This window comes from Pseudonocardia sp. ICBG1034 (assembly GCF_020131375.1).
In the GTDB taxonomy this organism is placed as follows: Bacteria; Actinomycetota; Actinomycetes; order Mycobacteriales; family Pseudonocardiaceae; genus Pseudonocardia; species Pseudonocardia alni.
The window spans coordinates 1,987,285-1,999,751 of sequence record NZ_JAHLEK010000015.1; the positions used below are offsets into that span (position 1 = coordinate 1,987,285).

At 75.1% G+C, this 12,467-nt stretch carries 12 protein-coding genes; 4 read left to right on the forward strand and 8 right to left on the reverse strand.

The window, feature by feature from the left end; translation table 11 throughout:
• On the forward strand, positions 1–426 hold the full coding sequence (locus tag KPF22_RS10835; protein ID WP_224401955.1) for a RidA family protein: 426 nt from the start codon (positions 1–3) through the stop codon (positions 424–426).
• Between the two features lie 94 nt (positions 427–520).
• Here KPF22_RS10835 and KPF22_RS10840 read toward each other — a convergent pair whose 3' ends face one another.
• From KPF22_RS10840 to KPF22_RS10855, 4 genes are all read right to left on the reverse strand, one after another.
• On the reverse strand, positions 521–1,423 hold the full coding sequence (locus tag KPF22_RS10840; protein WP_224401956.1) for a hypothetical protein: 903 nt from the start codon (positions 1,421–1,423) through the stop codon (positions 521–523).
• A gap of 164 nt (positions 1,424–1,587) precedes the next feature.
• Positions 1,588–2,427 carry a PaaX family transcriptional regulator C-terminal domain-containing protein gene (locus KPF22_RS10845; protein ID WP_224401957.1) on the reverse strand — a complete coding sequence of 280 codons (840 nt, stop codon included), beginning with the start codon at positions 2,425–2,427 and terminating at the stop codon, positions 1,588–1,590.
• A 98-nt stretch (positions 2,428–2,525) separates the two neighbouring features.
• On the reverse strand, positions 2,526–4,049 hold the full coding sequence (locus KPF22_RS10850; protein ID WP_208826366.1) for an NAD(P)/FAD-dependent oxidoreductase: 1,524 nt from the start codon (positions 4,047–4,049) through the stop codon (positions 2,526–2,528).
• 5 nt (positions 4,050–4,054) lie between these two features.
• Entirely contained in the window at positions 4,055–4,846 is a 792-nt protein-coding gene (locus KPF22_RS10855; RefSeq protein ID WP_208826337.1) for an SDR family oxidoreductase, read from the reverse strand.
• A gap of 151 nt (positions 4,847–4,997) precedes the next feature.
• On the opposite strand from KPF22_RS10855, the gene KPF22_RS10860 reads away from it, so the two are divergent.
• From KPF22_RS10860 to KPF22_RS10870, 3 genes are all read left to right on the forward strand, one after another.
• Positions 4,998–5,972: an AraC family transcriptional regulator gene (locus KPF22_RS10860; RefSeq protein ID WP_224401958.1), complete on the forward strand. Its 975-nt coding sequence runs from the start codon at positions 4,998–5,000 to the stop codon at positions 5,970–5,972.
• A gap of 100 nt (positions 5,973–6,072) precedes the next feature.
• Positions 6,073–6,846: a cyclase family protein gene (locus KPF22_RS10865; RefSeq protein WP_224401959.1), complete on the forward strand. Its 774-nt coding sequence runs from the start codon at positions 6,073–6,075 to the stop codon at positions 6,844–6,846.
• Positions 6,847–6,849: 3 nt separating this feature from the next.
• Positions 6,850–8,457, forward strand: coding sequence for an NAD(P)/FAD-dependent oxidoreductase (locus KPF22_RS10870; protein WP_224401960.1), 1,608 nt, complete (start codon positions 6,850–6,852; stop codon positions 8,455–8,457).
• A gap of 91 nt (positions 8,458–8,548) precedes the next feature.
• On the opposite strand, the gene KPF22_RS10875 is transcribed toward KPF22_RS10870, so the two are convergent.
• From KPF22_RS10875 to KPF22_RS10890, 4 genes are all read right to left on the reverse strand, one after another.
• Entirely contained in the window at positions 8,549–9,517 is a 969-nt protein-coding gene (locus KPF22_RS10875; protein WP_224401961.1) for an AraC family transcriptional regulator, read from the reverse strand.
• Between the two features lie 13 nt (positions 9,518–9,530).
• Complete coding sequence (locus KPF22_RS10880; RefSeq protein WP_224401962.1) at positions 9,531–10,631, reverse strand: LLM class flavin-dependent oxidoreductase; 1,101 nt, start codon at positions 10,629–10,631, stop codon at positions 9,531–9,533.
• Between the two features lie 109 nt (positions 10,632–10,740).
• Complete coding sequence (locus KPF22_RS10885; protein ID WP_224401963.1) at positions 10,741–12,030, reverse strand: aromatic acid/H+ symport family MFS transporter; 1,290 nt, start codon at positions 12,028–12,030, stop codon at positions 10,741–10,743.
• Positions 12,031–12,206: 176 nt separating this feature from the next.
• Entirely contained in the window at positions 12,207–12,440 is a 234-nt protein-coding gene (locus KPF22_RS10890) for a hypothetical protein (RefSeq protein WP_208826345.1), read from the reverse strand.
• Positions 12,441–12,467: the final 27 nt, after the last annotated feature.

Genomic DNA, 12,467 nt, shown 5'->3' on the forward strand with positions numbered 1-12,467 from the left:
ATGACCACCGGCACCACGACCGGCACCGCGTCCGACGTCGAGCTCATCAACCCGGACACCCTCGCGAAGCCGTCCGGCTTCACCCACGCCGTCCGCCACGGCGACACCGTGCACCTCTCCGGTCAGACCGCGATGGACGCGAGCGGGAGCATCGTCGACGGCGACATCGTCGACCAGTTCCGGCAGGCCCTGTCCAACGTCGTCACCGCCCTGCGCGCGGCGGGATCCGAGCCCGCCGACCTGCTGTCGGTGCGGATCTACCTGCTCGACGTGCCCGGCTACCAGGCCCGCGGCAAGGAGATCGGCGCGATCTGGAAGGAGCTGTGCGGGCGGACCTACCCGGCGATGACCGGCGTCGGCGTCACCGCCCTCTGGCAGCCGGAAGCCCTGATCGAGATCGAGGCCGTCGCGGCGCGGCGGGCCTAGCTCCTCCCTCCCCGGGCTCGCTCGCGTCCCCGGAGTTCGCGCGTGCCGCGTCACGCGCGGGCTCCGGGGACGCGCGCGAACCGTCCCGGGCAGGTCAGGGGCGGGGGAGGCGGGCGGCCACGGGGGCGAAGTCGGTCAGGTCGGGCCAGGTCCAGCGGACGACGCCCCGCACGCAGGGTTGTGCGCGCAAGGCGTCCTCACGGACCTTCTCCCGGCGGAGCGCGTCCCCGGGGGTCTCGCCGGGCCGCAGCCATCGGCCGTACTTCTCCATCCCGTCGAACTCGCCGACGAGCCCGGCCTCCGGCCACCAGAAGTCGACCGTCCCGACGTGGCGGCCGCCGGCGTCGTCGATCCGGTGCTGCAGGACCGGGGCCGGCACCCCGAGCGCGTCCATCAGGACCCGGCTGCGGGACTCGCCGGGCCCGTCGGCGCGGCCGTCGGCGAACGCGACGACGGCGCGGGCCCGCCCGATCCCGTGCCGCCCCGCCGCCGTCCGCAGCGTCCCGGCGAGGTCGGCGGGCGTCACGAGCCCGCGGTGCAGGGCGGCATCGGCGACGGTGACGGCCGTGTCGAACGGCGCCGACCGCGCGACGTCGACGACGGTGCGGGCCACCGACGTCGTCGCGAGCCCGTCGACGAGCACGGTGTCGCACGCCCGGACGGGCCCGGTGTGGACCTGCAGGCGGCGGCTCCTGCGCCCACCGGAGGTCCGGTCGCGGACGACGTGCACCACCTGCAGGTCCACCCCGCCGACCGGCAGGCCGTGCCGGACGGCAGCCGAGACGCCGCAGACCACCGCCCCGGGCGCGAGCAGCGGGAGGGTCGCGGCGACCAGCGCCCCGTGCCGGCCCGCCGCGTCCCGCCACAGCGGATCGTCGTGGTCGAGGTAGGCCCCCGGACGCAGCGGCAGCCACTCCCGGGAGCGCAGCGCGCGCCGGACGTCGTCGTCGGTCACGCCCCGGCGGAGCAGGTCGCGGCGCAGCAGTGGTCGGCCCATGTCCACGAGCCTCGCCGAGTCCCCGGGTCTCCGACCCCACGAATCCGAGACCTGTGGACAACGTCCCCGTCGTCGCGCGGGGTTCCGGTGTCCGCGCGCAGTACGACGCGCGCGAGCACCGGGGACGCGCGCGAGCGCGGCCGGGTGGGCTGCGGCGGAGTGGGTCAGGGGTCCAGGACGGTGCTGACGTGTTCGCGCGCCGGCCCGGCGAGGCGGGCGCGCAGGTCGCCGAAGAGCTCCTCGGCGCGGTCGCCGACCCAGCTCTCGGGCAGTGCCTCCAGCGGCAGGCCCGGGTCGAGGTAGGGCAGGCGTCGCCAGACCGTCACGAGCGTCACGAAGTCGGCGAAGGCCTGCTCGGGCTCGCCGTCGGCGTCCCGCCAGGCGTGCAGCACCGGCTCCTGACGGGCGACGAAGGCGGAGTACTGGGCCGCGAGGGCGTCGAGGTCCCACCAGGACGCGACGGTCTCGCGCAGCGGACGGCCGGCGACGTGCCGGCTGCGGAACAGCTCCGTGTAGCCGCGCAGACCGGCGCGGTCCAGCGCGTGCGAGACCTCGGCCTCCAGGTGTGCCGGGGCGACCCACAGGCCCGGGGCGACCGTGCCGAGGCCGAGCCGGATCAACAGGCTGCGCAGCTGATGACGCTGGTCGCGGGCCGACTCGGGCACCGAGAAGGCCACCAGCAGCCAGCCCTCCCCGGCGGCGGCGCGTCGGCGGGAGAAGATCCGCTCGTCGCCCTCGGCGAGCACGTCGGCCAGCGCGGGGGACAGGCGGTACCCGGCGGCGCCGCCGACCTTCTGCGGTTCGAGGAGGCCGCGGCGCTTCAGCCGGGACACCGCGGACCGGACGGCCTGGCCGTCCACCCCGAGCCCGCCGAGCAGCCGCACCAGCGACGCCACCGACAGGGCCCCGCCGCGCTCACGGGCGTAGAGCCCGTACACCGACACGATGAGCCGACGCGGGGGGACGGGAGCGAGGATCTCGTCCGGTTCGGCGACGGTCGTCACGACGACATCGTACGGGCGTGCCCGCACCCCCGGGCGAGCGCGACGCGCCGCACCGTCCGGGAAGGACGGTGCGGCGCGTCTCGGGGGAGCGGAGCTCGTCACCCCGCGGCCCGCAGCGGGGTGGCCCGGCGCCGGGGCGCGTCCGCGGTGACCGGTGCGTGCCGGGCGGTCAGGTCGGCGGTGATCCGGGCGTAGGCACCCGGGTCGACCGGCAGGAGCCACTCGCCGAACCGGCGCCGGCGGCCGATGCCCGCCCCGAGGTCGGACAGCATCTCGTCGATGTTGTGCAGGGAGAACGGGATGATGTTCGTGCCGCGGGCGTGCTTGCCCTCGGTGCGTTCCTCCATCCAGCGCAGCCGCTCCTGGACGAACGCCCGGCGCTCCTCCACCGACGGCAGGTCGATCCCACCTGCCAGGTGCACACCGATCCACAGCGCCGCGACCTCGGCCGACAGCGGGGACAGGAACGACGAGTTGTACCCGCAGAAACTGAGGTCCGCCACGGTGTGCGGGTGGATCTGGCGGTAGAGCTCGAAGTTGCCGCGCTCGTCGACGAGCCGGTCCCGCACGTCCTGGGACAGGAACGGCACCCGCTGGTGGAACCCCGTCGCCGCGACGACGACGTCGGCCGCGATCTCGGTGCCGTCCTGCAGGATCGCGACGGGCCTGCCGTCGCGGGCACCCAGCGCGCTGATGAGCGTGTCCCGGTGGACGGTGATCGAGCCGTCGGCGACGGCCTCGTAGAAGCCCTCGGTGGCCAGCGACACCGTGGACCGCGCGATGTCCTCCAGCGAGCCGTCCGGGACCAGGCCCAGCTTCCGCAGCTTCAGCTGCCGCACGATCTGGCCCTGCAGACTCGCCATCATGCCGTTGCGGACGCCCCGCCCGGCGCCGTGCAGGAACTTCTCGAAGCCGGCCAGCTGGGCGTAGCGGAACAGGCCCTCGCCGAGCCGGGTGAGCAGCAGGTACTTGTAGTTCAGAGCACCGCCGATCCGGCGCGGCATCTTCCACAGCAGCTCGCGCGCGACGACCGTCGTCGAGCGGGACACCGAGTCCAGTGCCACGGCCACGTCGCAGGAGGACTTGCCGTAGCCGATCACGACGACGTCGCGGTCGCGGGCGTCCTCGATGTCGGTGAAGTCCGACGGCGGGCAGTACCGCCCGCCCGCGGCGCGGTACTCCTCCGTGCCGGGGAAGGCGGGGAGGAACGGCTCGGAGAAGATCCCGTTCGCGACGACGAGGTGGTCGAACCCGCCCACCCCGGCGGCCGCTCCGGTGGTGGTGACGGTCCAGCCGCCACCGTCGCGCGGCTCGGCGGACAGCACCTCGGTGTCCGTGCGCACCAGGTCGCGGATGCCGAAGTGGCGGGCGTAGGCCTCCAGGTACTCCTGCACCTGCTGCCCGCTCGGCCACTCCGGGTAGTGCCTCGGCATCGGGAAGTCCGACAGCGAGTAGGTGCCCTTGTCGTTCTGGGTGGTCAGGCCGGGGTAGCGGCGGCTGGCGCTCCACACCCCGCCGACGTCCGGCGCCTTCTCGAACACGGTGACGTCGTGACCGAAGCCGGTCAGGACCTTGGCGGAGGAGAGGCCGGCGAATCCGGCCCCGACGACGGCGATCTTCATGGTGGTCACTCCGAAGCGGTCGCGAGCTGGGGGATGGCGGGGACGGCCTGCTCCGGGCCCATGGCGGAGTAGCCACCGTCGGCGGCCCAGTCCGCGCCGGTGACGGCGGAGGCGGCCGGGGAGAGCAGGAACGCGACGACGGCGCCGACCTCGTCCGGGTCGGCGACGCGGCCGGTGAGGTGGAACGGGGCGGCGACGCGGTCGGTGTGCGCGCGGTCGGAGCCCGACAGGTCGTCCATGATCTTCGACCAGGTCCAGCCGGGCGAGACCGAGTTGACCCGGATCCCGTCGGCGGCCAGGTCCATGGCCATCGAGCGGGTGACCTGCACCAGCGCCGCCTTGGACGCCGGGTAGACCCACCGTCCGGTCTGTGCGACCTTCGACGAGATCGAGGTCAGGTTGACGACCGCGCCGCCGACCGCGGCGAGGTGCTCCCGTGCGGTGCGGGTCGTCTGGACGGTGCTGACCAGGTTGACGTCGAGGGCGCGCAGCCAGTCGGCGCGGACGGTGTCGGCGCCGTCGTCGAGATAGCTGCACGCCAGGTTGACCAGGCCGTGCAGGCCGGACGGTGCCGCGACGGCGGAGACGCAGGCGTACACCGCGTCGTCGTCGGTGATGTCGGTGAGGTGGAACGAGACGCGCTCGCCGAGCTCGTCGAGCAGCGGCTCGGCGCCCGCGGCGTCGACGTCGGCGATCGCGACCGTCGCACCGGCGGCGTGCAGGGCGCGGACGACACCGTGTCCGACCAGGGTGGATCCGCCGGTCACGAGGATCGTGCGGCCGTGCAGGTCAGTCATGGGAGCCTCCGAAACAGAACGGTCATCTAGCGGACCCGTGATGGCAGTCATCTTTTGGCTATATAGTCGGGGTGACTATCCCCACCACGCGGTCGCTGTCCGGGGGACGCGGCCGGGACGACGGAGCCGGGGTCGAGCACGAGGAGGTGCCATGACCGAGGTGCTGAGCGGTTTCTGCCGGGTGGACTCGCCCGATCTGGAGGAGGCGCGCGAGCGCGTCGGCGAGGTGTTCTGCCCGCACCGGCTCGAACCCGTCGACCGCGGCACCCCGACGCCGGTCCGGTTCAACACGGCCGGGTTCGGGGCGGTCGGGCTGTCGTACCTGTCCTACGGGGCGTCGGTGCGGATCCGCCCGCAGCCGCTGCGCTCGTTCGTCCTGGTGCAGATCCCGCTGTCGGGCCGGGCGCTGGTGCGCACCGGCGGGACCGAGGTCGTCTCCGACCCCACGACGGCGTCGGTGCCCGACCCGGACGCCGGGCTGGACATGACCTGGGAGGCCGGCAACGAGCAGCTGATCGTGCGGATCGAGCGCGCGGCCCTGGACGCCCAGCTGCACCGCATGCTGGGGCGGCCGCCGTCGAAGCCGCTGCGCCTGGCGACCAGCGTCGACCTGCGGACGCCGGCCGCCCGGTCCTGGCTCTCGACCGTCGACATGGTCCGCACCGACCTCGACGGGCCCGGCGGCCTCACCCACCCCGTGCTGCGCGCCCAGGTCGAGCAGCTGCTGATGGGCCAGCTGCTCGCCGCGGTGCCGCACTCGGCGACCGGGGAGCTGCTCGCCGTCGCCGACCCGGCACCCGCGGTACCGAAGGTGATCCGCCGGGCCGAGGCGCTCATCGAGGGGCACGCGCGGGAGCCGCTGACCGTCGACGACGTCGCCGAGGCCGTCGGGCTGTCCGTGCGCAGCCTGCAGGAGGGCTTCCGCCGCCACCTCGACACCACGCCGACCGCGCGGCTGCGCGACGCCCGCCTCGCCGGGGTGCGCACCGAGCTCGCCGACGCCGACCCCACCCGGTGCACCGTCTCGCAGGTCGCCGCGGACTGGGGGTTCGGGCACCTCGGTCGGTTCGCCGTCGCCTACAGGGAGCGGTTCGGCGAGTCGCCGTCGGACACCCTGCGCGGATAGGCCCACGTCGCGCGGACAGTCACCGCGCACAACGGATGGCCGCACACGCATCGGTGCGACGAAGCTGTCCGGCACGCCCCGCCCGACCTGGAGGTCCCCCGTGTCCGTGCTCTCCGCCCTGCTCGACGCCGCCCGTTCCGGATCGGTGCGGGTCGTCGACCTCACCACGCCGTTGCAGTCCTCGACGCCGATCCTGGAGCTGCCCGAGCCGTTCGGGCAGACCAGCCGGTTCGAGCTGGAGGAGATCTCCCGCTACGACGACCGCGGCCCGGCCTGGTACTGGAACAACATCCGCACCGGTGAGCACACCGGCACCCACCTCGACGCGCCGAACCACTGGATCACCGGCAAGGACGGCCTCGACGTCTCGCAGGCGCCGTTGTCGACCCTCGTCGCACCGGTCGTGGTGATCGACCGGACCGCCGAGGTCGAGAAGGACGCCGACTACCTGCTGCAGATCGCCGACGTGCAGGCGTGGGAGGCCGAGAACGGCCCGCTGCCCGAGGGCGGCTGGCTGCTGCTGCGCACCGGGTGGTCGGCCCGCGGTGAGGACGAGGCGGCCTTCGCCAACGCCGACGAGAACGGCCCGCACACCCCGGGCGTCGCGCCGGAGTGCGCGCGGTGGCTGGCGCGCGAGACCCCGATCACCGGCCTGGGGGTGGAGACCGTGGGCACCGACGCGGGGCAGGCGCCGAACCTGGAGCCGGCGTTCCCGTGCCACTCGGAGCTGATGGGCGCCGACAAGTGGGGCCTGACCAGCCTGCGCAACCTCGACCAGCTCCCGGCGACCGGCGCCGTGCTCGTGGTGTGCCCGCTGCCCATCGTCGGCGGCTCGGGCAGCCCGGCGCGCGTGCTCGCGCTCGTCGAGGGCTGAGCCGTGCACGCCACGTACGACGCCGTCGTCGTCGGCGGCGGGATCAACGGCCTGGCGGCCGCCGCACGGCTGGCCCGGTCCGGCTGGTCGGTCGCCCTCGTCGACGACCACGACCGGATCGGCGGGTTCGTCGCCGCCCAGGAGCACGACGGGTTCGTCCGCGACACCTGGTCGAGCTGGCACCCGCTGTTCGTCACCGGCCCGGCCTACGCCGCGTTCGGTGCGGACCTGCACCGGCACGGCCTCGCCTACGCCAACACCGACGGCCCGCTCACCGCGACGGTCGCGGGTGACGGCTCGGTCGCGCTCGCCCACCGGTCGGTCGACGAGACCGTCGCCGGGTTCGCCGAGGCCGCCGACCGCGACGCCTACCGCGCCATGATCGACCGCTTCGGCGCGCACGCCGCCGGGATCGGCGGGCTGCTCGGCTCCGAGCTGCACGCCCCCGGCACGCTCGGCCCGGTCGCGACCCTGGCCCGCGCCGCGGGCGTCGCCGGGATGGAGACCTACGCCCGCGACACGCTGACCTCCGGCCGGTCCTGGATGCGCGCGCGGTTCACCGGTCCGGAGACCGACCGGCTCTGGGCGCCGTGGCTGCTGCACGCGGGCCTGGCCCCGGACTCCGCGTCCGGCGGGCTGATGGTCCCGATCTTCGCCGCGACCATGCACGGCGCCGGGCTGCCGGTCGTCGCCGGCGGGGCGGGCCACTTCCTCACCGCCTGGGAGCGGCTGCTCGACGAGCTCGGCGTCGCCGTGCACACCGGCCGCCGGGTCGAGCGGGTCACGGTCGGGTCCGGGCGCGCGACGGGCGCCGCCGGCGACGGGTTCGCGTTCCGGGCGCGCCGTGCGGTGCTGGCCTCGGTGACCCCGCCCGCGCTCTACGGCTCGCTGCTCCCGCCCACCGTGGTGCCCCCGCCGGTGGCCGAGGCCGCCGCCCGCTACCGCCCCGGCCGGGCCGCGATGCAGGTCCACGTGACGCTGTCCGGGCCGGTCCCGTGGGCCGACGCCCGGCTGGCCGGGGTGCCGCTCGTGCACGTCTCCGACGGCTCGGCCTCGACCGCGATCGCCTGCGCGGAGGCGGAGGCGGGGCTGCTGCCGCGCCGGCCGACCGTCGTCGTGGGGCAGCAGCACGTGCTCGACCCGACCCGGGTCCCCGAGGGTGCCGCCGCGCTGTGGCTGCAGCTCCAGGAGCTGCCGTTCGCGCCGGTCGGGGACGCGGCCGGCGAGCTGGACACCGCCGACGGCTGGGACCGTACGCTCGCCGAGGGCTACGCCGAGCGCGTCCTCGACCGGGTCGCCGCGCACGCGCCGGGCCTGCGCGAGCTCGTCGGCCGGGTCGACGTGCTCGACCCGACCGCCATCGCCGCGCACAACCCGAACGCGCTGTGCGGGGACCCCTACGCCGGGTCGGCCGAGCTGGACCAGAACTTCTGGTGGCGACCGCTGCCGACGGGCGGCGGGCACGCGACGCCGGTGCCGGGTCTCTGGCAGATCGGCGCGTCCACCCACCCCGGCCCGGGGCTGGGCGGGGCGTCGGGGTTCCTGGTCGCCGACCGGCTCACCGCCCCCGGCCCGCTGGCCCGGCTGCGGTCGCGCCTCACCGTGGCCTGAGCGCGCCGCAGCCCGGCACGGACCGCCGCCGGTCGCGACCGCCGGGGGTGGAGCACGCGGTGCGTCGCACCGGGCGTCCCACCCCCGGCGGTCATGCGCGGTGCCGGCGCGCGGTGTCCGAGGGCAGCTCCCCGTACCGGTCGCGGTAGTCGTGGGCGAAGCGCTCGAGGTGCCCGAACCCGCAGGCGTGCGCGACGTCGGCGACCGTCGTCGCGCCGGCCTCGACCAGGGCGCGGTGTGCCCGGGCCAGGCGCACCTCGCGCAGCACCGTCGCCGGGCCGGTGCCGAGCCTGCGGCGGAACTCCTCCTGCAGCCGTCGCACGCCGACCCCGGCGGCGCGGGCGATGTCGGCGACGGTGACCGGCTCGGCGTGGTGGGCCTCGATCCAGGCCAGCGCCCGGTCGACGGCGTCGGCGGGCCCGGCGGCGGCCTCGTCGCGCAACGCGTCCGACGCCGTGTGCGGCTGGGTCAGCAGCACCGCGGTGAGCAGCTGCTCCGACAGCACCCGGCGGACCAGCGGCGCGGGCCGCCCGCCGCACTCGGTGAGCACCGCGCACGTGGTGCGCCAGGCCTGCTCGAGCAGCGACGGCGGCGCGGCCGGCGTCGCCGCCCCCGGCGGGAGGAACCGCAGCGCGTGTCCTGGCGGGCGCCCGGTGAGCGCGGCCAGCTGCTCCTCCAGCCGCCCCGCACCGGCCGAGACGACCAGCGCCCCGGCGACCGGGTCGGGTTCCATCACGGTGTGCGCGTCGGCGGCCAGCACGAACGGCCCGGGCACGATCCCGCCGTCGGCGATGCCGGGGGCGCGCACCCGCATCGGGCCCAGCGGCACCGTGAGCGCGAACCGGTTGCGGGTGGGGAAGGCGTCGACGGTCACCTCGGCGCCGTAGCGCACGAACGCGACGTTGATGCCGTCGAGCCCGGCGACCGCGACCGCCCCGTCGGGACGGCCGCGGCGCACACCGATCTCGTGGACCACCGTGACCTGGGCGACCTCGTCGCGCAGCTCGGCGAGGCGGTCGCTGCGCCGCGCCGGCAGGGCGGGCGACGACGGCTCGGTCACGGTCACCTCCGGCTCAGACCGGGAGGCGGATGCCCCGCGCCTCGAGCCGGGGGAGCACCTCCTGGGCGAAGTATCCCAGCTCACCGAGGTAGTCGACGAACGACAACGTCATTCCCGCGAACCCCGCCTCGTGGAAGGCGACGATCCGGTCGGCGACCTCGTCGGGGGTGCCGACGAGCGGGCAGGAGCCGTGCCCCGCGGCGAAGCGGTGCCGGAAGGTCTCCAGCATCTCGGGGGTGAAGGACTGCGCGTGCATCCCCTGCAGCCGCATCAGGTTCTCCACCGCGGCCCAGTCGGCGTTCTCGTCGGCGTAGTACCGCAGGTAGTCCTCGGCCTCGGCGCGTGTGGGACGGCAGACGACGTGGCCGAGGGTGAACGTCCCGACCCGGCGGTCGTACTGCTCGCGGGCGCGGTCCCGGATACCCGACACGATCGCCGCACCGTCCTCGGGCCCGCCGACCACGGTGAACGCGACGTCGGCGTTGCGGGCGGCGTAGTCGCGGCCCTGTGCCGACGACCCGGCGTTGAGCACCGGCAGCGGCCCGTCGTGCGGCTTCGGCATGCCCTCGACCCCCTCGAGCCGGAAGAAGCGGCCCTCGTGTCCGAAGCGGCCCCGCTCGGTCCAGATCCGGTGGATGACGTCCCACCACTCCTGGGCCAGCTCGTAGCGGGCGTCGTGGTCGGTGGGCAGGGTCGTGCCGAGCGCCCGGTACTCGGGCTCGTTCCAGCCGGCGACGATGTTGATCCCGGCGCGCCCCTGCCCGACGAGGTCGGCGGTCGCGAGCTGCTTGGCGACGACGACCGGGTGGTGGAAGGCGGTGTGCACCGTCGCGAAGACGGTGATCCGCCGGATGCGGGCGAGCAGCGCGGCGGCCAGCGTCGTCGGGTCGAGGACGCCCTCGTGGAAGTTGGTCTCGCCGCCGTAGCCGATCCAGCGGGCGATCGGCAGCAGGAGGTCGATCCCGACGGAGTCGGCCAGCTCGGCGAGCCGGAGGTTGTCCTCCCAGCTGCCCGACCAGCGCTCCGGCACGCGGGTGACCGCGAGGCCGGAGGAGCAGTTGGCGGAGAACAGCCCGAGCTTGAAGCCCTTGCCGTCCGCGACGGGCTTGACCATGGTCGCTCCTGGGATGGGGTCGTGGAGTGGTGCGGCGAGTGTGGGCGGCGTCGCACCCACTCCACGATCCGATCCGCGCGGCCGCTGGCCGGACCGCGCACACCCCCTGTCACGAGTGCGTGGCGGCACCCCGCGGCACCAGTGCCATGACGATCGCGCCCAGTACGGCGGGGATCGCGAAGGCGAGGAAGTTCGCGGCGAACCCGGCCCCGGTCGCCATCACGACGCCGCCGTAGAGCGGGCCCGCGATGGCCCCGATCCGGCCGATCCCCAGTGACCAGCCGAGCCCGGCGGCGCGCAGGTGCTCCGGGTAGAAGGTGGCGGTGTAGGAGTTGACGATGATCGTCGTGCCGATCGTGCAGGCCCCGGCGACGGCGATCAGGCCGAGCAGCACCGGCGTCGGGAAGCGGTTCATCAGCAGCAGGATCGACGCCGCCGCGGTGAGGAACATGCCGGTGACGACCGGGCGCGGCCCGACCCGGTCGGCGAGCGCCCCGAGCAGCGGTGCCCCGACGATCGCGCCGAGGTTGAGCGCCAGCAGGAACGCCAGCGCCCCGCCCAGCGGGTAGCCGGCCTGGCGCATGATCTGGGCGAGCCAGGTGTTGAGGCCGTAGACCAGCAGCAGCCCGAACCCGGTGCCGACCCAGAACAGCAGCGTCCCGCGCAGGTGGTGGCGGTCGAGCAGCGCCCGCAGCCCGGCGCGGCCGGTGCCGGCCGGGGCGTCGCCGGGGACGGGCATCCCGTAGCGGGCGGCCAGCGCGGCCGCCTCCTCGCGGCGACCCCGCCCGACCAGGTAGGACACCGACTCCGGCAGCACCGCGGCGACGACGACCAGCAGCACCGCGCCGACCCCGGCACCGATCCAGAACAGCGCCCGCCAGCCCAGCTGCTCCAGCAGCACGATCCCGGACAGCGCCGCGACGACACCACCGACGGAGTAGCCGGAGAACATCAGCGCGTTCGCCGCGTTGCGCCGCCCCGCGGGGGCGTACTCGACGGTGAGCGCGATCGCGGTCGGCACGACACCGCCCAGCCCGACGCCCGCGACGAAGCGCAGCAGCCCGAACACCTCGGGCGACGGCGCGAGCGCACACAGCGCCATCGCGGCCGAGAACCAGGCGATGCAGAGGATCATCAGCCGCCGCCGCCCGATGCGGTCGGTGAGCGTCCCGGCCAGCAGCGCGCCGACGAGCATGCCGACCAGCGCCAGCGAGCCGATCCAGCCCGCGGTACCCGCGTCGAGGGCCCACTCGCCGGAGATCAGGGTGGGCAGCACGGTGCCGTAGACGATGAGGTCGTAGCCGTCGACGACGATCGCCGTCCAGCACAGCGCGATGACCCAGGCGCGGGAGCGGGTCCCGGTACCGGGTGGCGCGGAACGGTCGGACACGTCGGTCATACGTACCTCCTCGGACGGCTTCGTCGAGGACGCACCTTATGTCGTTTACGTGCCGCACGTCACCATCCAGGCATGACGAACGGCGTCCGGGTCCGGTCGCGCTGCGTCCGGACCCGGACGGCCCCGCACCACGGGCGACCCCGGTACGGGCGGCGGCCCCGGCAGGGGGTGCCGGCTCAGTCCGTCGGGGCGTCGACCCCGGTCCCGGCGTCGTCCGGCTCCCCGGCGCCCCCGACCGGTTCCGGTTCGGCCGCGCCCTCGGACGTGGTGTCCGCGGACTCCTCGCGGTCGGCCTCGGTGTCCCCGGCGTCGATCCGCCGGCCGAGCACCCGTTCCTCGAGCTCGTCGAGTGCGCGCTCCGGGTCGATCGGGGGGCTCTCGCGTCCGGTGTCGTTCTCGTCGTCGCTCACCCGACGGGGATACCCGGACGCCGCGAG